Origin of the sequence: Pseudonocardia alni (assembly GCF_002813375.1) — a bacterium.
Classification (GTDB): domain Bacteria; phylum Actinomycetota; class Actinomycetes; order Mycobacteriales; family Pseudonocardiaceae; genus Pseudonocardia; species Pseudonocardia alni.
Genome location: NZ_PHUJ01000003.1, coordinates 2,984,351 through 3,005,651, shown reverse-complemented (window position 1 = coordinate 3,005,651; position 21,301 = coordinate 2,984,351). Strand labels below are relative to the sequence as shown.

Annotated in this window: 20 protein-coding genes; 15 read left to right on the top strand and 5 right to left on the bottom strand. The window is 74.4% G+C overall.

All coding sequences use genetic code 11. From position 1 onward, the window contains the following. The first annotated feature begins 30 nt into the window (after positions 1 to 30). The 8 genes from ATL51_RS14890 (at position 31) to ATL51_RS14855 (ending at position 9,503) form a co-directional block, all read left to right on the top strand. A complete protein-coding gene (locus tag ATL51_RS14890; protein WP_301549034.1) occupies positions 31 to 1,629 on the top strand; it encodes a carboxyl transferase domain-containing protein in 1,599 nt (532 codons plus the stop codon). Between the two features lie 8 nt (positions 1,630 to 1,637). Next, entirely contained in the window at positions 1,638 to 3,698 is a 2,061-nt protein-coding gene (locus ATL51_RS14885; RefSeq protein WP_167410004.1) for an ATP-binding protein, read from the top strand. Continuing rightward, complete coding sequence (locus ATL51_RS14880; RefSeq protein ID WP_100878929.1) at positions 3,695 to 4,855, top strand: acyl-CoA dehydrogenase family protein; 1,161 nt, start codon at positions 3,695 to 3,697, stop codon at positions 4,853 to 4,855. The genes ATL51_RS14885 and ATL51_RS14880 overlap by 4 nt, the downstream gene beginning before the upstream one ends. Positions 4,856 to 4,947: 92 nt before the next feature. After that, entirely contained in the window at positions 4,948 to 5,967 is a 1,020-nt protein-coding gene (locus tag ATL51_RS14875; protein WP_100878928.1) for an NADP-dependent oxidoreductase, read from the top strand. 22 nt (positions 5,968 to 5,989) lie between these two features. Continuing rightward, positions 5,990 to 7,453, top strand: coding sequence for a fused MFS/spermidine synthase (locus tag ATL51_RS14870; RefSeq protein WP_208622990.1), 1,464 nt, complete (start codon positions 5,990 to 5,992; stop codon positions 7,451 to 7,453). A 406-nt stretch (positions 7,454 to 7,859) separates the two neighbouring features. Then, positions 7,860 to 8,300, top strand: a complete 441-nt coding sequence (locus ATL51_RS14865) for a hypothetical protein (protein WP_020627019.1) — start codon at positions 7,860 to 7,862, stop codon at positions 8,298 to 8,300. 64 nt (positions 8,301 to 8,364) lie between these two features. Continuing rightward, on the top strand, positions 8,365 to 8,964 hold the full coding sequence (locus tag ATL51_RS14860; RefSeq protein WP_100878926.1) for a superoxide dismutase: 600 nt from the start codon (positions 8,365 to 8,367) through the stop codon (positions 8,962 to 8,964). Further along, complete coding sequence (locus ATL51_RS14855; RefSeq protein WP_100878925.1) at positions 8,961 to 9,503, top strand: flavin reductase family protein; 543 nt, start codon at positions 8,961 to 8,963, stop codon at positions 9,501 to 9,503. The genes ATL51_RS14860 and ATL51_RS14855 overlap by 4 nt, the downstream gene beginning before the upstream one ends. Here the strand turns inward: ATL51_RS14855 and ATL51_RS28225 are convergent. Beyond that, positions 9,463 to 9,639: a hypothetical protein gene (locus ATL51_RS28225; RefSeq protein ID WP_157818365.1), complete on the bottom strand. Its 177-nt coding sequence runs from the start codon at positions 9,637 to 9,639 to the stop codon at positions 9,463 to 9,465. The genes ATL51_RS14855 and ATL51_RS28225 overlap by 41 nt on opposite strands. Before the next feature lie 301 nt (positions 9,640 to 9,940). Between ATL51_RS28225 and ATL51_RS14850 the strand changes: the two genes are divergently transcribed. Further along, complete coding sequence (locus ATL51_RS14850) at positions 9,941 to 11,317, top strand: ATP-dependent 6-phosphofructokinase (RefSeq protein WP_073576776.1); 1,377 nt, start codon at positions 9,941 to 9,943, stop codon at positions 11,315 to 11,317. A gap of 8 nt (positions 11,318 to 11,325) precedes the next feature. Here the strand turns inward: ATL51_RS14850 and ATL51_RS29030 are convergent, their stop codons facing one another. Next, the gene (locus ATL51_RS29030) at positions 11,326 to 12,153 is read right to left on the bottom strand and encodes a SirB1 family protein (RefSeq protein WP_208622989.1); all 828 of its coding nucleotides are present in this window, start codon (positions 12,151 to 12,153) and stop codon (positions 11,326 to 11,328) included. A 19-nt stretch (positions 12,154 to 12,172) separates the two neighbouring features. Beyond that, positions 12,173 to 13,135 carry an ATP-binding protein gene (locus ATL51_RS14840; RefSeq protein WP_073576774.1) on the bottom strand — a complete coding sequence of 321 codons (963 nt, stop codon included), beginning with the start codon at positions 13,133 to 13,135 and terminating at the stop codon, positions 12,173 to 12,175. 222 nt (positions 13,136 to 13,357) lie between these two features. Between ATL51_RS14840 and ATL51_RS14835 the strand changes: the two genes are divergently transcribed. Next, positions 13,358 to 13,810, top strand: a complete 453-nt coding sequence (locus tag ATL51_RS14835) for a MaoC family dehydratase (RefSeq protein ID WP_073576773.1) — start codon at positions 13,358 to 13,360, stop codon at positions 13,808 to 13,810. A 13-nt stretch (positions 13,811 to 13,823) separates the two neighbouring features. Further along, complete coding sequence (locus tag ATL51_RS14830; RefSeq protein ID WP_100878924.1) at positions 13,824 to 15,032, top strand: acetyl-CoA C-acetyltransferase; 1,209 nt, start codon at positions 13,824 to 13,826, stop codon at positions 15,030 to 15,032. Positions 15,033 to 15,076: 44 nt separating this feature from the next. On the opposite strand, the gene ATL51_RS14825 is transcribed toward ATL51_RS14830, so the two are convergent. Beyond that, on the bottom strand, positions 15,077 to 15,565 hold the full coding sequence (locus ATL51_RS14825) for an inorganic diphosphatase (protein ID WP_073576771.1): 489 nt from the start codon (positions 15,563 to 15,565) through the stop codon (positions 15,077 to 15,079). A 226-nt stretch (positions 15,566 to 15,791) separates the two neighbouring features. Here ATL51_RS14825 and dacB point away from each other — a divergent pair, with 226 nt between their 5' ends. From dacB to hpt, 4 genes are all read left to right on the top strand, one after another. After that, positions 15,792 to 17,201 carry a D-alanyl-D-alanine carboxypeptidase/D-alanyl-D-alanine endopeptidase gene (gene dacB, locus ATL51_RS14820; protein ID WP_167410003.1) on the top strand — a complete coding sequence of 470 codons (1,410 nt, stop codon included), beginning with the start codon at positions 15,792 to 15,794 and terminating at the stop codon, positions 17,199 to 17,201. Positions 17,202 to 17,350: 149 nt separating this feature from the next. Continuing rightward, entirely contained in the window at positions 17,351 to 18,328 is a 978-nt protein-coding gene (locus ATL51_RS14815; protein WP_237453441.1) for a zinc-dependent metalloprotease, read from the top strand. Continuing rightward, complete coding sequence (tilS, locus tag ATL51_RS29415) at positions 18,307 to 19,437, top strand: tRNA lysidine(34) synthetase TilS (protein WP_392567371.1); 1,131 nt, start codon at positions 18,307 to 18,309, stop codon at positions 19,435 to 19,437. The genes ATL51_RS14815 and tilS overlap by 22 nt, the downstream gene beginning before the upstream one ends. A gap of 58 nt (positions 19,438 to 19,495) precedes the next feature. Then, positions 19,496 to 20,056: a hypoxanthine phosphoribosyltransferase gene (gene hpt, locus ATL51_RS14805; RefSeq protein ID WP_062398476.1), complete on the top strand. Its 561-nt coding sequence runs from the start codon at positions 19,496 to 19,498 to the stop codon at positions 20,054 to 20,056. Positions 20,057 to 20,063: 7 nt separating this feature from the next. Here the strand turns inward: hpt and ATL51_RS14800 are convergent, their stop codons facing one another. Further along, positions 20,064 to 21,074: a serine protease family protein gene (locus ATL51_RS14800; RefSeq protein WP_100878922.1), complete on the bottom strand. Its 1,011-nt coding sequence runs from the start codon at positions 21,072 to 21,074 to the stop codon at positions 20,064 to 20,066. Between the last annotated feature and the right edge of the window lie 227 nt (positions 21,075 to 21,301).

The window sequence follows — 21,301 nt, the reverse complement described above, 5'->3', positions numbered from 1 at the left end:
ATTAACAGGCAGCGTTCCCCGGGAGGTCCGATGACGGCACCGCAGGCCCCACCCGCGCCGGCCCCGGAGGCCCCGCGGCTCGGCACGGCGGTGGATCCGGCCGACGCGCGCGCCGCGGAGAACGACACCGCGCACCGCGCCCTGGTCGCCGATCTGCGTGATCGGCTGGAGCGGACCCGGCTCGGTGGGCCGGAGCGGTCGCGGGTCCGGCACGTCGAGCGCGGGAAGCTGCTGCCGCGCGACCGGGTGGATGCGCTGGTGGATCCGTCGTCGCCGTTCCTGGAGCTGTCCCCGCTGGCCGCGAACGGCATGTACGACGACCAGGCCCCCGGCGCCGGGATGATCACCGGGGTCGGGCGGGTCGCCGGCCGGGAGGTCGTGATCGTGGCCAACGACGCGACGGTCAAGGGCGGCACCTACTACCCGATGACGGTCAAGAAGCACCTGCGCGCGCAGGAGGTGGCGCTGCACAACCGGCTGCCGTGTGTGTACCTGGTGGACTCCGGGGGCGCGTACCTGCCCGAGCAGGACGACGTGTTCCCCGACCGCGAGCACTTCGGCCGGATCTTCTACAACCAGGCGCAGATGTCCGGGCAGGGCATCCCGCAGATCGCCGCCGTCCTCGGCTCGTGCACCGCGGGCGGGGCGTACGTGCCGGCGATGAGCGACGAGGCCGTGATCGTCCGTAACCAGGGCACGATCTTCCTGGGCGGCCCGCCGCTGGTGAAGGCCGCGACGGGCGAGGTCGTCACCGCCGAGGAGCTGGGCGGCGGGGACCTGCACGCGAAGGTCTCCGGTGTGACCGACCACCTCGCCGTCGACGACGCCGATGCGCTCGCCCGGGTCCGCGCGATCGTCGCGACGCTCGGCCCGCGTGCTCCGCGGCCGTGGGAGGTGCGCCCCACCGAGGAGCCCGCCGTCGACCCCGCCGGGCTCTACGCCGCGGTGCCGACCGACACCCGCACCCCCTACGACGTGCGTGAGGTCATCGCCCGGGTCGTCGACGGCTCGCGGTTCGCCGAGTTCAAGTCCGAGTACGGCACCACCCTGGTCACCGGGTTCGCCCGGATCCACGGCCACCCGGTCGGGATCGTCGCCAACAACGGGATCCTGTTCTCCGAGTCCGCGACCAAGGGCGCGCACTTCGTGGAGCTGTGCGACCAGCGCGGTATCCCGCTGGTGTTCCTGCAGAACATCTCCGGGTTCATGGTCGGCCGCGAGTACGAGGCCGGTGGCATCGCCCGCAACGGCGCGAAGATGGTCACCGCCGTGGCCTCCACCCGGGTGCCGAAGCTGACCGTCGTCATCGGTGGCTCGTTCGGTGCGGGGAACTACGCGATGTGCGGACGGGCGTACTCGCCGCGGTTCCTGTTCATGTGGCCCAACGCCCGGATCTCGGTCATGGGCGGCGAGCAGGCCGCCACCGTGCTCGGCACCGTCGGCAACGCCGACCCGGACGCGATCCGCGCCCAGTACGAGGAGCAGGGACACCCCCTCTACTCCACCGCCCGGCTGTGGGACGACGGCGTCATCGACCCCGCCGACACCCGCACCGTCCTCGGGCTGTCCCTGTCCGTCGCCGCCAACGCGCCCCTGGCCGACCCGGCCTTCGGCGTCTTCCGGATGTGAGGGCCCCCATGGGATCGGCACTGTTCGACACCGTCCTGGTCGCGAACCGCGGCGAGATCGCGGTCCGCGTCATCCGCACCCTGCGCTCGCTGGGCGTCCGGTCGGTCGCCGTGTACTCCGACGCCGACGCCGCGGCCCCGCACGTCCGCGCCGCCGACGAGGCCGTCCGGATCGGCCCGGCCGCCGCCGGCGAGTCCTACCTGTCGGTGGAGAACGTGATCGCCGCCGCCCGGGCGACCGGTGCGCAGGCGATCCACCCCGGCTACGGCTTCCTGTCCGAGAACACCGCGTTCGCCGCCGCCTGCGAACAGGCGGGGATCGCCTTCGTCGGGCCGCCGTCGTCGGCGATCGAGGCGATGGGCGACAAGATCCGCGCCAAGCAGACCGTCGCCAAGGCCGGGGTCCCGGTCGTGCCCGGCTCCGACGGCTCCGGCCTCACCGACGACCTGGCCTCCGTCGTCGCCGACATCGGCTACCCGGTGCTGCTCAAGCCGTCCGCGGGCGGCGGGGGCAAGGGCATGCGCGAGGTGCACTCCCCGGAGCAGCTGGCCGACGCGATCGCCGGTGCGCGCCGCGAGGCCCGCGGCTCCTTCGGCGACGACACCCTGCTCGTCGAGCGGCTGGTCACCACGCCGCGGCACATCGAGATCCAGGTGATGGCCGACGCGCACGGCGCCGTCGTGCACCTCGGCGAGCGCGAGTGCTCGCTGCAGCGCCGCCACCAGAAGATCATCGAAGAGGCGCCGTCGGCTCTGCTCACCCCCGCGCAGCGCGACGAGATGGGCCGCGCCGCCTGCGAGGCCGCCCGCAGCGTCGGTTACACCGGCGCCGGGACCGTCGAGTTCATCGTGAGCTCGGACCGTCCCGACGAGTTCTTCTTCCTCGAGATGAACACCCGCCTGCAGGTCGAGCACCCGGTCACCGAGGAGGTCACCGGTCTGGACCTGGTCGAGCTGCAGCTGCGGGTCGCCGCGGGGGAGCCGCTGCCGATCACCCAGGACGACGTGGTGCTCACCGGGCACGCGATGGAGGCCCGGGTGTACGCCGAGGCCGCCGCCGTGTCCGGTGACGCGCTCACCTTCCTCCCCTCCGGCGGGCCGGTGCTGGACTGGACGCCGCCGCCCGGGGTGCGGGTCGACGCCGGGATCGAGACCGGCACCGTCGTCGGGTCCGACTACGACCCGATGCTGGCCAAGGTCATCGCCCACGGCGCCACCCGCGACGAGGCGCTGCGCCGGCTCGACGCCGCGCTGCGCGACACGGTGCTGCTCGGGCTCGACTCCAACATCGGGTTCCTGCGGGCCCTGCTCGCCGACGACGACGTCCGCGCCGGTGACCTCGACACCGGGCTGATCGCCCGGCGCGGTGCCGCGCTCGTCGACGACACGGTGCCCGCCGACGTCCTCGGTGCGGTCGCGGGTCTCGGGCTGCTGCGCCGGGAGCCGGCCGGGCCCGTGGTGGACCCCTTCGACGTCCCCGGTGGCTGGCGGGTCGGGGAGCCCGCCTGGACGGTGAGCCGCCTGGTCACCGGTGGCGCCGACGGCGCCGTGGAGATCCGGGCCCGCGGGCGGGCCGCCGGGTTCGACCTGGCGCTGCCCGGCAGTGGGGACCCGGGCAGCGTGCCCGCGTCCGTCGCACCCGAGGCGGCGGCCGTGCGGTGCCGCACCGTCGCCGTCGCACCGGGGGTCGTGGAGCACACCCAGAACGGCCGCACCCGCCGGTTCGCCGTCGCCGAGGGTGCCGACGGGGTCGTCTGGATCGGCCGTGACGGGCAGGCCTGGGGCGTGCGCGAGCAGGCACCGACGGAGGCCGCCGCGGCCGCAGGCGGTGCGGGCGGGCCGATCGTCTCGCCGATGCCCGGGACGGTGACGGTCGTCGAGGTCGCCGACGGGGACGCCGTCGTCGCAGGTCAGAAGCTGGTCGTCGTCGAGGCCATGAAGATGGAACACGTGCTCACCGCCCCCGTCGACGGGACGGTGCGCGAGCTGAGGGCCCGGGCCGGAGCCACCGTCGCGAAGGACGCGGTGCTGCTCGTGGTCGAGCCCGCCACGCAGGAGGAGCAGGCATGACCACCGCCCAGGACACCACCACCGCCGAGGAGTACGAGGCGCTGCGCGCCTCGGTCGAGGAGTTCGCGCGCAAGGAGGTCGCGCCCGTCATCGGCGACCTCTACATCCGCGAGGAGTTCCCCTACGACATCACCGCCAAGATGGGCGAGATGGGCCTGTTCGGCCTGCCCGTCCCCGAGTCCTACGGCGGCATGGGCGGCGACTACCACGCCCTCTGCCTCGCCCTGGAGGAGCTGGCCCGGGTCGACTCCTCGGTCGCGATCACCGTGGAGGCCGGCGTCGGGCTCGGTGCCATGCCGATCCTGCGCTTCGGCACCGACGAGCAGAAGGCGCGCTGGCTGCCCGACCTGGCCGCGGGCCGCACGCTCGGCGCGTTCGGCCTCACCGAGCCCGGCGGTGGCTCCGACGCCGGCGCCACCCGCACCACCGCCCGGCTCGACGGCGACGAGTGGGTGATCAACGGGTCGAAGTGCTTCATCACCAACTCCGGCACCGACATCACCTCGGTCGTCACCGTCACCGCCGTGACGGGCGAGAAGCCCGACGGTCGCAAGGAGATCTCGGCGATCCTCGTCCCGGCGGGCACACCCGGGTTCACGGTGAGCGAGAAGTACTCCAAGGTCGGCTGGAACTGCTCCGACACCCGCGAGCTCTTCTTCGACGACGTCCGCGTCCCCGCGGCGAACCTGCTCGGCGAGCGCGGCCGCGGCTACGCCCAGTTCCTGTCCATCCTCGACGAGGGCCGGGTCGCGATCGCGGCGCTGGCGACCGGGCTGGCCCAGGGCTGCGTCGACGAGTCCGTCCGCTACGCCGGTGAGCGCGAGGCGTTCGGGAACACCATCGGCTCCTACCAGGCGATCCAGTTCAAGATCGCCGACATGGAGGCCCGCGCGCACACCGCGCGGCTGGCCTGGCAGCACGCCGCGCGGCTGCTCGTCGCGGGGGAGCCGTTCAAGAAGGAGGCGGCGATCGCCAAGCTCGTCTCGTCGAACGCCGCGATGGACAACGCGCGCGATGCCACCCAGATCTTCGGCGGCTACGGCTTCATGAACGAGTACCCGGTCGGGCGGTTCTACCGCGACGCGAAGATCCTCGAGGTCGGCGAGGGCACCTCCGAGGTGCAGAAGATGCTGATCGCGCGGCACCTGGGCCTGTAGCGACGATCCGTTCGGTCCCCGAACGACATTCCCGTCACGCGCGTGACGACCGTGATGCGGTGCCGCGCGCGTGACGGGGGTAGACCGGTGTCATGAGCAACGAGGTCAACCACCAGGTACGGCTCGCCGCACGCCCGCAGGGCACCCCCGGCCCGGAGGTGTGGGAGCACACCACCGAGCCGGTGCCCGAGCCCGGCGAGGGCCGCATCGTCGTCCGGGTCAGCCACATCTCGCTGGATCCGGCGATGCGCGGCTGGATGAACGAGGGCCGTTCGTACGCGCCCCCGGTCGGGATCGGCGAGGTGATGCGCGCGCTCGGCCTCGGTGAGGTCGTCGCCTCCAGGAACGCGGACTTCGCCGTCGGCGACACCGTCACCGGTGTGCTCGGCGTGCAGGAGTACGTGGAGAGCGACGGCCGCGGCCTCCAGAAGGTCTCCCCGACCGCGGACGTGCCGCCGGAGCGCTACCTCGCGCTGCTCGGCATGACCGGCATGACCGCCTACTTCGGGCTGTTCGACGTCGGTGCGCTGAAGGAGGGCGACACGGTCGTCGTCTCCGGTGCGGCCGGCGCCGTCGGGTCGGTGGTCGGGCAGCTCGCGAAGGTCAAGGGCGCCCGGGTCGTCGGCATCGCGGGCGGCCCCGAGAAGTGCGCGTGGATCACCGGCGAGCTCGGGTTCGACGCCGCGATCGACTACCGCTCCGAGAACGTGTCGCAGCGCCTGAAGGAGCTCGCCCCCGAGGGCGTCGACGTGTACTTCGACAACGTCGGCGGGGACATCCTCGACGCCGTGCTCGGCAGGCTCGCGATGCACGCCCGCGTCGTCATCTGCGGTGCGATCAGCCAGTACAACGCCGAGGGCGGCATGACCGGCCCGAAGAACTACATGAATCTGCTGGTCAACCGGGCCCGCATGGAGGGCTTCCTGGTCGGCGACTACCTCCCCCGCTGGGGCGAGGCGGGCACGGAGCTCGCCGGCTGGCTCGCCGAGGGCCGCCTGCGCAGCCGTGAGGACGTCGTCGACGGCACGGTCGCGGACTTCCCGGAGGTCTTCCTCAAGCTCTTCCGTGGCGAGAACACCGGCAAGCTCGTGCTCCGCCTGAAGCGGGCCTGACCCCGGCGGGCACCATGGCGGGGTGCGCCCCGCCATGGCCCGGACCGCCGTCGTCGTCTCGGGGGCGGCGATCCTCGTCGTCGAGACCCTCGCGACCCGGCTCGTCGCGCCCTACGTCGGACTGACGCTCGAGTCGACCACCGCCGTGATCGGGGTGGCCCTCGCCGGGATCGCGGCGGGCGCCTCGCTGGGTGGGCGGTGGGCCGACGAGCGCGACCCGGTGGCGGTCGCCGCGCTGATGATGGTCGTCGGCGGGCTCGGCACGCTGGCCGTACGGCCGGTGGTCCGGCTGCTCGGGCCGCTGCTCGGCGCGGGGCCGTACGCCGCCGTGGTGCTCGTCGCCGCGTCCACCCTGGTCTCGGTGACGGCGCTCGCCGCGGTCACCCCGGCCGTCACCAAGGCCCGGCTGACCGGGCTGGACCGTTCGGGCGAGGTCGTCGGCGGGCTGTCCGCGGCGGGCACCCTCGGGTCGCTCGCCGGGACCTTCCTCACCGGGTTCGTTCTGGTCGCGCTCCTGCCGGTGAGCGCGATCCTGTTGGTCACCGCGGCCGCCTGCCTCGTGCTCGGGCTCGTCCTGGCGCCCCGGCGGCGGCGCTCGGACATCGCGAAGGGTGGTGCCGCGGCACTGCTGCTGGCCGTCGCGCTCGTCGCGCTGCCGGGGCGCTGCGACGCCGACACCACCTACTACTGCGCCGCCGTCCGGACCGACCCCGCGGACCCGGCCGGTCGTTATCTGGTGCTCGACGACCTGCGCCACTCCTACGTCCGCCTCGGCGACCCCGCGCACCTGGAGTTCGCCTACACGAAGCGGTTCGCCGCGGCCGTCGACACCGCGTTCGGTCAGGGGCGCCCGGTCGACGCGGTGCACATCGGTGGCGGCGCGCTGACCATGCCGCGCTGGCTCGCCGCGACCCGCCCCGGCAGCACCTCGACCGTGCTGGAGCTGGACCAGGGCGTGATCGACCTCGGCGTCCGCTCCCTGGACGCGGGCGGGATCCCCGGCACCACCGTGCGCACCGGCGACGCCCGGGTGAACCTCGCCGCGCTGCCCGACGACTCCGCCGACCTCGTCGTCGGCGACGCCTTCGGTGCCCGCTCGGTGCCCTGGCACCTGTCCACCGCGGAGTTCCTCGACGAGGTGGCGCGGGTGCTGCGCCCGGGCGGGATCTACGTCCTCAACGTGATCGACCGGTACCCGCTCGACCTGGTGAAGGCCGCCACCGCGACCGCCGGGTCCCGGTTCGCGACGACGATGCTCCTCGCCCTCCCCGACGAGTTCGCCCCCGGCGGCGGCGGGAACGTCGTGGTCGTCGCCTCGGACCGGCCGCTCGACCCGGCCGCTCTCGGCGCCGCCGTCGCCCGCTCCGAACCGGCCGGCACGGTCCTCGACCCGGCCCGCACCGCCGCGTTCACCGCGGGGACGCCGGTCCTGACCGACGACCGCGCCCCGGTGGACCAGCTGATCACCACCGGGCTGACGGGGTAGGTCACCGGCCCACCCGCCGGGGCGCTGTGCCCCCGCCCTGCACGCCGTGGCCGCTGTGCCGCGCCGGGGCGCCTGCGCCGTCCCACTGCTCGGAACCGCGGTGCGCCGAGATGCAGCTCAGCGGGGTCTGCCGATCTCCGGCGCCCGCTGAGCTGCATCTCGACGCAGATGGTCCGGCGGTCCGGCGGGCCCCGTGCGTCGAGATGCAGCTCAGGGCGCTCGGCAGGCCGGGGCGGCGGCCCTCGGCTGCATCTCGGCGACATCGGCCCGGGCGCGGACGGTCAGGCGGGCCGGCGCGGGCTCCGCCCGACCGGGAGGCGAGGCCCGGCCGCGCGGGGTCCGGATCACGCTAGGGTCGGCGACGGGGTCCGGTGGGCCCCGTCGGACGATCGAGGGGGAGACGGGCGTGGCGACCTGGGAGGACCTGAAGGCCTACGTCGTGGTCCGGTACGAGATCGTCCGCCAGGGCGCGGACGAGCTGCGGTTCCGGCTGCCGACGACCGAGGACCGGGACCAGCTCGTCGTCGTGAAGCGGGTGCGGGAGGGTGCGGGCCGCCCCGGCGTCGAGGTCACCGATGCGGCGGCCGCGGTCGCCGACCCGGACCAGGAGTGGGTGCAGATCGAGTCCCCGGTCGCGCGGCTCGGCGAGGTCGACCTCGGCCGCGCCCTGGAGCTCGCGGGGCCGTCGGTGGTCGGTGGGCTGGCCGCGGAGGAGGGCGTCGTGGTGTTCCGGCACTCGATCCCGCTCGGCCCGGCCGCGCTGGACGGGTTCGAGTTCCCGTTCCGCCAGGTCGTCCACCTCGCCGACGAGCTGGAGCACGCGCTCACCGGGCGCGACGACCACTGAGGTCGGGCCGTGCGGCCGCCGTCACACTTGACCTGAAGTCCGGTTCAGCTATCAGGCTGCGGGCATGGCCGACTACACGCTTCCGGACCTGCCCTACGACTACTCCGCGCTCGCCCCGCACATCGCGCCCGAGATCATGGAGCTGCACCACTCCCAGCACCACAACACCTACGTCCAGGGCCTCAACACCACCCTCGACAAGCTCGCCGAGGCCCGCGACAAGAACGACTTCGGCGCCGTCGTCGGACTCGAGAAGACCCTCGCGTTCAACCTCGGCGGCCACGTCAACCACTCCGCCTTCTGGAACAACCTCTCCCCCGACGGCGGCGACAAGCCCACCGGCGACCTCGCCGCCGCCATCGACGCCGACTTCGGCTCCTTCGACGGCTTCCAGGCCCACTTCACCGCCGCCGCCACCACCATCCAGGGCTCCGGCTGGGCCGTCCTCGGCCACGACCGGCTCGGCGACCGCCTGCTCATCCACCAGCTCTACGACCAGCAGTCCCAGCTCCCCGCCGGCCAGACCCCCATCGTCCTGCTCGACATGTGGGAGCACGCCTTCTACCTGCAGTACAAGAACGTCAAGCCCGACTACGTCAAGGCCTGGTGGAACGTCGTCGACTGGGCCGACGCCGCCGAGCGGTTCGCCCGGGCGCGGGCGTGACGGTCGCCGATCCGGCCGGGGGCCTGCGGGCGGCGTTCCGTGGGCACCCCGCCGGAGTCGCCGTGCTCACCGCGACCGGGCCCGACGGGCCGGTCGGTATGACGGCGTCGTCGGTCGCCTCGGTCGGGGTGGACCCGCCCGCGGTGTCGTTCTCGACCGCCCGTGACTCGCGGCTGGCCGGTGCGCTCGCCGGGGGCGGGACGGTCGTCGTGCACCTGCTCGACGACACCGACACCGGTCTCGCGGCGGCGTTCGCCGTCCCGGGCGCGGAACGGTTCGGAGCGGGTGTCCGGTGGATGGCCCTGCCGTCCGGGGAGCCGTGGCTGGTCGACGTGGGCACCGCGCTGCGCTGCCGGGTCCTGTCGGTCTCCGAGGTCGGCGCGTCGCTGCTGGTCGCGGCCGAGGTCGTCGAGCTGCTCGGGCTGCGCCGTCGCGGCCGACCCCTGGTGTGGGTGGGACGGGCCTACCGCGGCGTCCCCGTCGAGGACACGGACGCGGTCACAGCGGCTGCGGATGCACGTCCAGCGCCTGGTCGATGACCGTGCGCAGGCGGTTGAGCAGCTCGTCGGCCTCGCTCCAGGTGACCGCGCCGGTCGCGACGCCGTGACGCAGCTCCTCGGCGATGGTGCGGGCGAATCCGGTGGACCAGGCGTGACGAGGGTCGATGCTCCGCATGGACGAATTTTGCCCTACGCGACGTGCGGCGTTCACCCCGGGTGCTCGTTTCGTTCACAGTGCGTGTGCGACAGGGTGGGCGAAACCGGTGACGTCCGGCGATGCACACCGCAAGGACGCGGGGCGGTCCGCGGGCCGGCCGGTGACGCATCGGCGACGACGATGGTCCGATCGGCGGGACCCGGCGCACCCGCGGGTGGTCCCGCGGCGTCGTTCCCGGGGGTCGGATCGACGATTCGCCCGGTGTGCGTCACGATGATCGCCCGGCCCCCGGGCGAATCGATCCAGACGGAGTGTGCGCGTGACCACCTCGGAGTACAGCAGCATCACGCCCGGGGACCTGGCCATCGACACGCTCGGCCCGGCCCGCATCACCTCGCCGCTGGCGCCGCTGCTCGACGCCCGCCGCACCACCGAGCACTACGTGGACGCCGGTGACCGGGTCCTGCTCGACGACACCGCCGCCGGGATCCGCGCTCGCGGCGTCGAACCGGAGGAGCTGCCGGGCCTGGAACCGTGCGGGCCGCGTCGGCAGATCTACTTCGACCCGTCGAAGACCCGCGCCGGGATCGTCACCTGCGGCGGCCTGTGCCCGGGGCTCAACGACGTCATCTCCGGCCTGGTCCGCACCCTGACCTACCACTACGGCGTGCGCCGGGTCGTCGGGTTCCGCAACGGCTACCGCGGTTTCGTCTCCTCCTACGGTCACGACGTCGTCGAGCTGAGCCCGGAGTCGGTGCGCGACATCCCGGTCGACGGCGGCACCTTCCTCGGCACCTCACGCGGCCCGCAGGACCCCGAGGAGATCGTCGACTGCCTCGAGCAGATGCACCTCAACGTGCTGTTCGTGATCGGCGGCGACGGCACCATGCGTGGCGCGATGGAGATCGCCAGGGTGGTGGGGGAGCGGGGCCTGCGGATCGCCGTCGTCGGGATCCCGAAGACGATCGACAACGACATCCCGTTCATCGACCAGTCCTTCGGCTTCCAGACGGCGTTCTCCCAGGCCAGCGAGGCCATCCGGTCGGTCACGGTGGAGGCCAAGTCCACCCCCGGCGGCGTCGGCCTGGTCAAGCTGATGGGCCGGCACTCCGGCTTCATCGCCTGCTACGCCTCGCTCGTGCGTTCCGACGCCGACGCCGTCCTGATCCCCGAGGTGCCCTTCGAGCTGGACGGCGAGACCGGTCTGCTGAACCACCTGCGACGACGGGTGTCCCAGCGCGGGCACGCGGTCGTCGTCGTCGCGGAGGGGGCCGGGCAGGAGATGCTGCCGCCGGTCGGGCGCACCGACGCCTCCGGCAACGCGAAGCTCTCCGACGTCGGCCCCTGGCTCAAGGATCGCATCGCCGACTCCTTCGCCGACGCCGGGATGGAGACCACCGTCCGCTACGTCGACCCGAGCTACATCATCCGTAGCGTCCCCGCGAACCCCTATGACAGCGTCTACACCGTCCGGCTGTCCCAGGCGGCGGTGCACGCCGCCATGTCCGGGCGCACCGCGATGGTGGTCGGACGGGTGCGGCGTCGGTTCGTGCACATCCCGATGAGCCTGGCCGTCAGCCGTCGCAACCAGGTGGACCCGCACGGTGACCTGTGGATGGCCGTGCTGGAGTCGACCGGCCAGCCGTGGCGCTTCGGCGAGGACTCCGGCGCGCCGACCCGGGCCCCGCACACCTGACCGACGTCCTAGTTGAGGTGGGCCCGGTGCTTCATCGCCTCGGTGCGCACCTCGTCCAGCACCTCGGCGCCCGAGCGCGACCCGCGCCCCGGACCGTCCACCCAGGACTCCATCAGCCGGGCCGCCTCGTCCCAGCGGGCCTGCGCGGCGAGCACCTCGCCGAGCTCGCGGATGAGCTCCGGGCCCTGGTGGCGCAGGCCCAGCCGCATCCGGAGCACCCACTCCAGGCCGTCGTGGTCGCGGGAGCGGCCGTAGGTCGCCCGCAGGTTCTCCAGCATCCGGGCGAGGATCTGGCGGGTCGAGGTGCGCGGCAGCATGCCCGAGTCGAAGGGCACCTCCGGGCCGGCGCCCGTCGTCGCGCGGAAGAGCTCCTCGCAGCCCGCCGGGTCGAGCCGCCTGCCGCCGCCGAAGGCGTCGACGAGGCGCTGGGTGCCGGGCACCCGCACCAGGAAGTGCCCGGGCATGCCGACGCCCTCCAGCGGCACCCTGGCCCGGCGGCCCACCTCGATCGCGACGACCGACAGGGTGATCGGGATGCCGGTGCGGCGTTCGAGGACGTCGGGCAGGAAGGAGTTGCGCGGGTCGGCGTAGTCGGTGGAGTTGCCGCGGAACCCGGCCTCGGTGAACAGCCGGTGCAGCAGCGACTCGAACCCGGTGACACCCTCGGCGAGTTCGTCGAGCGTCGCGCGGGCCCGTGCGGTGGACACCGCCGCGACCTCCGGATCCGGGGCGGCGCCGGCGGCGATCGCCAGTGCGGCCTCGTCGAGCGGCGGTTCGGGCCCGGTCACCATCCGTAGGAAGCGGGTCACCGGGTCGGCGCGGTCGTGCCGGGTCACCCCGGGACCGTACCGGGATTCACGGGGGCGACATCGTGACGCGCACGACCGTGCCCGTCACCTGACCGGGATCGTCCTCCGCGGTCCACACCTGCAGCACGTCCGACAGCTCCGAGGCCAGCCACATCCCCCGGCCACGGTTCCCGGCGACCGGTGGCGCGGCGAGCCCGGGGAACGCGAGCCGGCACGTCGCGGCGTCGCTCATCTCGGAGACCAGCCCCGCCTCGGTGCGCCACATCCGCAGGACCGGGTGACCCGACCCGTGCTCGACGCCGTTGCTGATCAGCTCGTTGACCGCCAGCACGAGGTCGGAGATCCGGCTGGGCCCCAGCCCGGACAGCTCGGCCTGCCGCTCGACGACGCGCCGCATCGACCCGAGGTCGTCCAGGGTCACCGGCAGCGTCACGATCGCCGGCCCCAGCTCATCCGGCGGGCACTGCGGGTTCTCGGCCAGCAGATCGTGGTCGTCGCGCCGGCAGCCGCTCGGGACCGGGGCGCCGTCGACGAGGAACTCGTCGTGCAGGGCCCCGGCGTGCGCGCGGTCGGGCTCGACGTCGGGGAAGCAGCACAGCAGCTCGACGGGGAGTTCACGCAGGGCGTGCGAGAGGGCGAGATCGAGGCGGGTCCAGTAGGCGGCGTCCGCGCCGGGCAGCTCGACCGGCTGGCCGACCGTGCACACCCCGGACGCGCCGTCGGCCAGCGCCCCGCGCACCGCGCGGCTCCAGCGTCCCGCGACCGTGAACGGCGGGGCCGAGTGCATCCTGTCCGGCGTGCGGAACTCCACCCCGGCGTCGTGGCCGAGGGAGCGGCGCAGCACCGCGGCACACCGCGGGTCGACCACCACGAGCGCACGACGGCCCGCCTCCAGTGCCCCGGCCACCGGTGCGGTGAGGGCGGCGGCCTGGTGTTCGGGATCCCGGTACGGCACGGCCCGGTGGACGAGGCCGTCCGGGTCGGGACGCGAGGTGGTGGTGGCGGTCATCGGCGGTCGGGGGCGGTCGGGGTCATGGGGCGTAGGCCTTCCACGTCGAAGCTGTGCCCATCTGCTCAAGGCGGCTCCTGACGAGGTGACCTTAACCAAGCCGCACCGGTCGTGTGGTGCGGGGCGTGTGTGTTCGACGACGTCGCACCCCCCGGCGGCCCGCGGTGCGGTAGGGAAAGCTGGAAACGGATCACCCATCACGCACCACGAACGGAGTGACAGATGCGCGTCTTCGACGGAGTGGACGAGCTGCGGGCGGCCAAGGGGACCGAGATCGGGACCTCGCCCTGGCTGACCGTCACGCAGGAGCGGATCGACGGTTTCGCCGACGCCACCGACGACCACCAGTGGATCCACGTCGACGCCGAGCGGGCCGCGTCCGGACCGTTCGGCGCCACGATCGCCCACGGCTTCCTGTCGCTGTCGCTGCTGCCCAAGCTGGTCCAGTCCGTCTACAAGGTGGACGGGGTCAAGATGGGCGTGAACTACGGCCTCAACAAGGTCCGGTTCACCAGCCCGCTGCCGGTGGGCAGCCGGATCCGCGCCCGGGTCGAGCTGACCGACGTCAGCGACGTCTCCGGTGGCGTCCAGCTCACCATCGGCGTGACCGTCGAGGTCGAGGGATCCGAGAAGCCCGCCCTGGTCGCCGAATGGCTGACCCGGCAGTTCGTCTAGGAGGAGAGAACCCATGCGTGATGCGGTGATCTGCGAGCCGCTGCGGACCCCGGTCGGCGGGTTCGGGGGGTCGCTGCGCGACGTCCCGGCCCACACCCTCGCCGCGACCGTGATCCGCGCCCTGATGGAGCGGACCGGGCTGGACCCCGACGTCGTCGAGGACGTCGTGCTGGGCCACTGCTACCCGACGATGGACGCCCCGGCGATCGGACGGGTCGCCGCGCTCGACGCCGGCCTGCCGGTGACCGCGGGCGGCATCCAGATCGACCGCCGCTGCGGCTCGGGCCTGCAGGCCGTGCTCTACGCGGCCGGCCAGGTCCGGACGGGCGCGGCGGAGGTCGTGCTGGCCGGTGGCGCCGAGTCGATGTCGGGCGCGTCGTTCTACTCCACCGGGATGCGCTGGGGGGTCAAGGGCGGCGGGGTGATGCTGAACGATTCGCTGGCGCGCGGCCGCGTCACCGCCGGCGGGAAGAACTTCCCGGTGCCGGGCGGGATGCTGGAGACCGCGGAGAACCTGCGCCGCGACTACGCGATCGGTCGCGCCGAGCAGGACGAGTACGCCGTCCGCTCGCACCACCGGGCCGCGGCCGCGCAGGAGTCCGGGGTGTTCGCCGAGGAGATCGTCCCGGTGACCGTGCCCGGCCGGAAGGGCGACACCGTCGTCGAGCGCGACGAGCACGTCCGCCCCGACTCGACGGTCGAGAAGCTGGCGACGCTGCGCCCGATCCTGGGCAAGGACGACCCGGACGCCACCGTGACCGCGGGCAACGCGTCGGGCCAGAACGACGGCGCCGCGATCTGCGTGGTGACCAGCCCGGAGAAGGCCGCCGAGCTGGGACTGCGCCCGCTGGCGAAGGTCGTGTCCTGGGGCCTGGGCGGGGTCCCGCCCACGACGATGGGCATCGGCCCGGTCCCGGCGACGGCCAAGGCCCTGGACGTGGCCGGGCTGACCCTGGCCGACATCGACCTGATCGAGCTGAACGAGGCGTTCGCCGCGCAGGTGCTGGCCTGCACGCGGGAGTGGAAGTTCACCGACGCCGACTTCGAGCGCACCAATGTGCACGGCTCGGGGATCTCGATGGGGCACCCGGTCGGTGCCACCGGCGGCCGCATCCTGGCCACCCTCACCCGCGAGATGGCGCGTCGCGACGCCCGTTACGGGCTGGAGACGATGTGCATCGGCGGCGGCCAGGGCCTCGCCGCGGTGTTCGAGAAGGTGTGACCCGTAGCCGGGGCGGCCGTGCACGGCCGCCCCGGCGAGATCGGTCAGTGCCCGGCGTTCTTCGCGCGCTCGTAGGACGCCTTGATCTCGCGCTCGGCGTCGGCCCGGCCGACCCAGGACGCACCCTCGACGCTCTTGCCCGGCTCGAGGGTCTTGTAGATCTCGAAGAAGTGCTGGATCTCCGCCCGGTCGAACTCGGCCAGGTGGTGGATGTCGCGCAGGTGCTCCTGGCGGGGGTCGTCCGAGGGGACGCAGAGGACCTTGTCGTCGCCGCCCTTCTCGTCCTTCATCCGGAACATGCCGATCGCGCGGGAGCGGATGACGCACCCGGGGAAGGTCGGCTCCTGCACCAGGACCAGGGCGTCCAGCGGGTCCCCGTCCTCGCCCAGGGTGTCGTCGATGAACCCGTAGTCGGCGGGGTACTGGGTGGCGGTGAACAGGGTGCGGTCGAGCCGGATACGTCCGGTCTCGTGATCGACCTCGTACTTGTTCCGGCCGCCCTTGGGGATTTCGATGGTGACGTCGAAGTCCACGGTTCGTTGCTCCTTGAAGAGGGTCAGCGGTCTTGTGTCACGGCTCCACCGGATCCGGGGCGGGGCCGCTGGCCCGCCCGCTCCGGCGGTGTCGGTGCTGCCCCCTAGTGTGAGGGACCGGGTGGGCACGGGTGCACGCCGGTGAGGGCGGAGCGGGCCGATGTGGCCCGCGTCGCACCACCGTGCGGGCAGGTCGGTCGCCGGACGAGCAGGTACAGGAGGGTCCGTGGGACGCAGGCATCGCCGGCCGGAGCGCAGCTACCGGCGGTTCGCCGTGGTCGCGGTCGCGGTGATGGCACTGGCCTCGCTGTTCGGCGCCGTCGCCCTGGCCGGGCCGGACGCCCGCAGCTCGTTCGGACTCGGCACCACCGCCACCCAGTACCCGCCGGTCCCGATGCCCGCGCTGCGCCCCCTCACGCCGACGGCGCCGGTGCCGAGCGCCGCCGGGATCACCCAGGCCCTGTCCTCCCAGCTCGACGCGCCCGAGCTCGGCGAGGTCACCGGGGTCGTCATGGACTCCGCGGCCCCGCGCGGGGTGAAGCCGATCTGGGAGCGTGACGGCGACCGCGGCATGGTCCCCGGCTCCACGACGAAGCTGCTCACCGCCGCGGCCGCGCTGCTGTCGCTGAACCCGACCGACCGGCTCGCGACCCGGGTCGTGCCCGGTCCGTCCCCGGACTCGGTCGTCCTCGTCGGGTCCGGCGACCCGTCGCTGACCGCGCTGCCCGACGGGCAGGACGGGCTCTACCCGGAGCCCGCGCGGATCGCCGACCTCGCCGAGCAGGTGAAGAAGGCCGTCGGCCGCCCGATCACGACGGTCTACACCGACGCGAGCCTCTGGACGGGCCCGGCCGAGTCCCCGGGCTGGGGGCCCACCGATGTCGCGGACGGCTACGTCGCCCCGATGTCGGCGCTGATGCTCGACGGCGGCCGCACCGACCCGCTGCAGCAGGACGGCCCGCGCAGCACCGACCCCGCCGCGGCCGCCGGGAAGGCGCTGGCCCGCGCGCTCGGCGCCTCCGACGTCCTCGAGGGCGTCGCCGCTGCGAACGCGCCGGTGCTGGGCAGCGTGTCCTCCCCGCCGATCGCGAGCCTGATCGAGTACATGCTCACCGCCTCGGACAACGTCACCGCCGAGGCGATGGCCCGCCAGGTCGCGGTGTCCAAGGACGGCGAGGCCTCGTTCGACGGGGCCTCGAAGGCCGTCACCGAGGCGCTGGTCCAGGCCGGTTACGACGTGTCCGGGCTGGAGCTCGCCGACGGCAGCGGCCTGTCCCGGGACAACCTGATCCCGGCCCGGCTGCTCGGCGCGGTGCTGTCCTCGGCCGCCGCCCAGTCCGACAGCCCGACCGACGTGCAGTTCCTGCGCCCGATCCTCACCGGGCTCCCGGTCGCCGGCGGTGGCGGGACGCTCGCCGACCGGTTCGGCGACCCGCGGTCGGTCGCCGGGCGCGGTGTCGTGCGCGCCAAGACCGGCACGCTGTCCGGCGCCTCCAGCCTCGCCGGGGTCGTCACCGACGTCGACGGCAGGCTGCTGGTGTTCGCGCTGCTGTCCAACGGCACCTCGCCCGCCGACGCCCGGCCCGCGCTGGACCGCATCGCGGCGACGCTGTCGCGCTGCGGCTGCCGCGGCTGACCCGGTCTCGCGCACCCGTCGTCGCGGGTAGCGTGGGACGCATGGAGACCGACACGACCGGCCCGGTCACCGGCCGCCCCCGGCCCGACCGCACCGGCGCCGGACTGCCGGTGAACTGGTCCCTGGCCGCGTCGACGGCGGCATCGCTGATGCCCGCCGGGCCCCGCACCACCCCCGCGGTGGCGGGCGCGCTGGTGGAGCGCCTGCGCACCGACTCCGCCCGCGCCGAGGGACACGTCCGCGAGGTCACCGGCCTCGGGGCGGACCTGCCGCTGCTGCCCGCCGACGTGCTGGACCGGCCCGCCTGGGCGCGTGCCGCCGTCGGAGGGATGGAGGCGCTGACCTCCGGCGCCCGGCTGCCCGACTCGCCGTGGCCGCTGCGCACGGTCACCGCGGCGGGCTCGGGGGTGCAGCTCGGCGCGCTGCTCGCCTACATGGGCGCCCGCGTGCTCGGCCAGTACGACCCGTTCGGCGGGCCCGGCGGGGAGGGGCGGCTCATCGTCGTCGCCCCGAACGTCTACGCCGCCTCGCGCTCGCTCGACGTCGACGGCGACCAGTTCGGCCTCTGGGTCTGCCTGCACGAGGCCACCCACCGGCTCCAGTTCACCGCGGTGCCGTGGCTGCGCGACCACTTCGCCGGGCTGGTGACCGAGCTGCTGTCGCTGCAGGAACCGGACACCGCGCGGCTCGCCCGGCTGCCCGACGCCATCCGCGCGCTGCGCGGCGAGGACGGCCGCAAGGCCGACGTGCTCGCGCTGGTCGAGCTGCTGCAGGGCCCCGAGCAGCGGGCCGTGCTCGACCGGCTGCTCGCCCTGTCGACCCTGTTGGAGGGGCACGCCGACCACGTCATGGACGCCGTCGGGCCGGACGTGGTCCCCGACGTCGCGCTCATCCGGCGCCGGTTCACCGAGCGCCGCCGCGGCGGCGGGCTGATCGACCGGATCCTGCGCGCGCTCCTCGGGGTCGAGGCCAAGATGCGCCAGTACGCCGTCGGCGCCGCGTTCTGCCGGGCCGTCGAGCGCGAGGCCGGGATGGCCGGGATCAACCGGGTCTGGGAGTCGCCGGAGACGCTGCCGACCCGCGCCGAGCTGGACGACCCCGCCGCGTGGCTGCGCCGCGTCGCCTGACGGGTCACGGGCTCGCCGCGGCCGGCCGGGTCCGGCGTGCCGTGCGGGCTGCACTGGACCGACTGCCCGGCGACGTGGCGGCCGCCCCGCCGCTGGTCGCCTGCTCCGGCGGGGCCGACTCCACCGCGCTGGTGCTCGCCGTCCGGGAGGCGGTCGAGGGGCCGGTGCACGCCGCCGTCGTCGACCACGGGCTGCAGGACGGGTCCGCGGAGCGCTCGGCGGGGCTCGCCACGCTGTTGCGCGGACTCGGGGTGACGGCGACGGTGCACCCGGTCGTCGTCAGCGCCGCGGGCGGCCCCGAGGCCGCGGCCCGGGCCGCCCGGTACACGGCGCTGCGGGCGGCGCGGCCGATGCCGTCGTCGCCGGTGCTGCTCGGGCACACCCTCGACGACCAGGCCGAGACGGTCCTGCTGGGCCTCGGCCGGGGCTCCGGGGCCCGGTCGCTGTCCGGGATGCGCGAGTGGACCGAGCCGTGGCTGCGCCCGCTGCTCGGGGTGCGCCGGGCCGACACCGTCGCCGCCTGCGCGGCCGCCGGCGTCGCGGCCTGGGCCGACCCGCACAACGCCGACCCCCGCTTCGTCCGCTCCCGGCTGCGCCACGAGGTGCTGCCGCTGCTGGAGGACGTCCTGGGCGGCGGGGTCGCGGCCGCGCTCGCCCGCACCGCGGACCAGCTCCACGACGACGACGCCGCCCTCTCCGTCGCCGCGGCCCGGCTGCTGTCCGCGGCCCGCGTGGCCACGGACGGTGAGCGGGGTGCACCGGCGGGGGGGACCGGGCCGGGTGATTCCGGCGACAACGGCTCACCACCGGGTACCGCCGCGACCGACCCGACCGGGGCCACGGCGGGGGTCGGGGAGGCCCTCGGCACCGCGCTCGACACCGGAGTCCTGGCCGCTGCCGAGCCCGCCGTACGGCGCCGGGTCCTGCGGGAATGGCTCGCCGGAGCGGGCGCGCGGGCCCTCACCGACGCGCAGCTGCGGGCGGCCGACGACCTCGTCGGAGCCTGGCGCGGGCAGGGCGGACCGGCGGTGGGCGGCGGCTTGGTGCTGACCCGCGCCCGTGGCAGGCTCGTGCTGCGCCGCCGCAGCCGGCCGCGTGACCGGGCGTGACCGCGGGTCCGGTGGAGGCGTCGACCGGGCCGTCACACGGTCCGTGCGAGGGGGTCGGGTGTACGACGGGGACATCTCCTCGGTGCTGGTCACCGAGGAGCAGGTGCGCGAGAAGACCGCGGAGCTGGCGCAGCAGGTCGCCGGTGACTACACCGGCCTCGTGCGCGACGGCCGCGAGTCCGACCTCGTGCTGATCGGCGTCCTCAAGGGCGCCGTCATGTTCATGACCGACTTCGCCCGCGCGCTGCCCATCCCGGCCCAGCTCGAGTTCATGGCGGTCAGCTCCTACGGCTCCTCGACGTCGTCGTCGGGCGTCGTGCGGATCCTCAAGGACCTCGACCGCGACATCGCCGGGCGGCACGTTCTGATCGTCGAGGACATCATCGACTCGGGGCTGACCCTGAACTGGCTGCTGGGCAACCTGCAGACCCGCTCGCCCGCGTCGCTGGAGGTCGTGACGCTCCTCCGCAAGCCGGACGCGGTGAAGGTCGACGTCCCGGTCCGGTACGTCGGCTTCGACATCCCGAACGAGTTCGTCGTCGGCTACGGCCTCGACTACGCCGAGCGCTACCGCGACCTGCCCTACATCGGCACCCTCGACCCGTCGGTCTACGCCTGAGCCCGGCTCAGCCGAGCCCGGGCCCGGCGGGTGTGGCCAGCGCGCGCGGATCCACCCCGGCCGGGGCCGCGGTGAACGCGGGCCCGCCGGCGAGCGTCAGACCGGCCGGACCGTCGGTGCGGGCTGCGTAGTCCAACGCCCTCGCCAGGTCGGTGTACTCGATGCTGGGCAGGTCCTCGGTGGTGGTGAGGCTGGACAGCACGCCGATCGCGCGGCCCTGCGCGTCGAGCAGCGGGCTGCCCGACTCCCCGGCGACGCCGTCCTGCACGGCGAACACCGCGTGCCCCCAGCCGCCACCGACCTCGGCGGCGGCCGCACCGGCGCGCACCCCGACCGTGCGGACGCCGCCGGCGCCGGGTGGGTTGGTCAGGCCGTAGACCGGGGTGCCGGCGGGCAGCGGCGCGGTGCGGACCGCGCCGGGACCTCCGAAGAACGGCACCGCGGCACCCACCGACGGGCGGGCGCCCGCGGGCAGCTCGACGAGTGCGAGGTCGTTGTAGGCGCAGACGTCGGGGTCGCGCTCCCCGCGGGCCTGCATGGTGTTCCACGAGCTCCACGCCAGCGTCCCGGTGACCGTGCCGTCGCGGCCGTGCACCAGCACCGGGGTGCCCAGCGGCACCGCGTCGGAGGTGCAGCCGTCGGTCTCGGTCTCGCCGCCGGTGCCGCCGCAGTGCGCGGCCTGCCCGAGGAAGGTGCGCTCGCCCGCGGTGAACACGAACCCGGCCGTGCACAGGCCCGCGCCGGTGGTCTCGGTGACGGTCCCCGGACCGATCGACCCCGGCCCCGCGACGACGGCCGGGTGCGGCACGAGGTCGCCCGCCTCGGCCCGGGCGGTGGTCGCCGGCGGCGCGGTCACGACCGGCGGCGTCGGTGCGGCGGCCACGGGCGCCGGGATCACGGGCACGGCGACGGCCGTCCCCACCGGCACGGTGAACACCGCCAGTGCCGCCGCGGCGGCGAGACCGGCGGCGAGCACCGACACCGTCCGCCGGGGTCCGGCCACCGCGTGCAGCGCCATCCGATCGTCCCTCCCGACCCGCAGACCATCGCCGCTGGACCGGACGGAGCAGGGCGCCGCTGCCCTCCGCCGCCGTCCGGGTACCGAGCGTGCTGCACAGTTGTCCCACACCACGGTGTCGAGGTGTGCGTCGGGACACCCCTGTGGGGGAACCGGGCAGGTCGCCGGTTCGTTCTCGGATCGGCCGCCCGCTCACCGGGCGGTCCGGCCAGGTCCGTCCGGAGCAC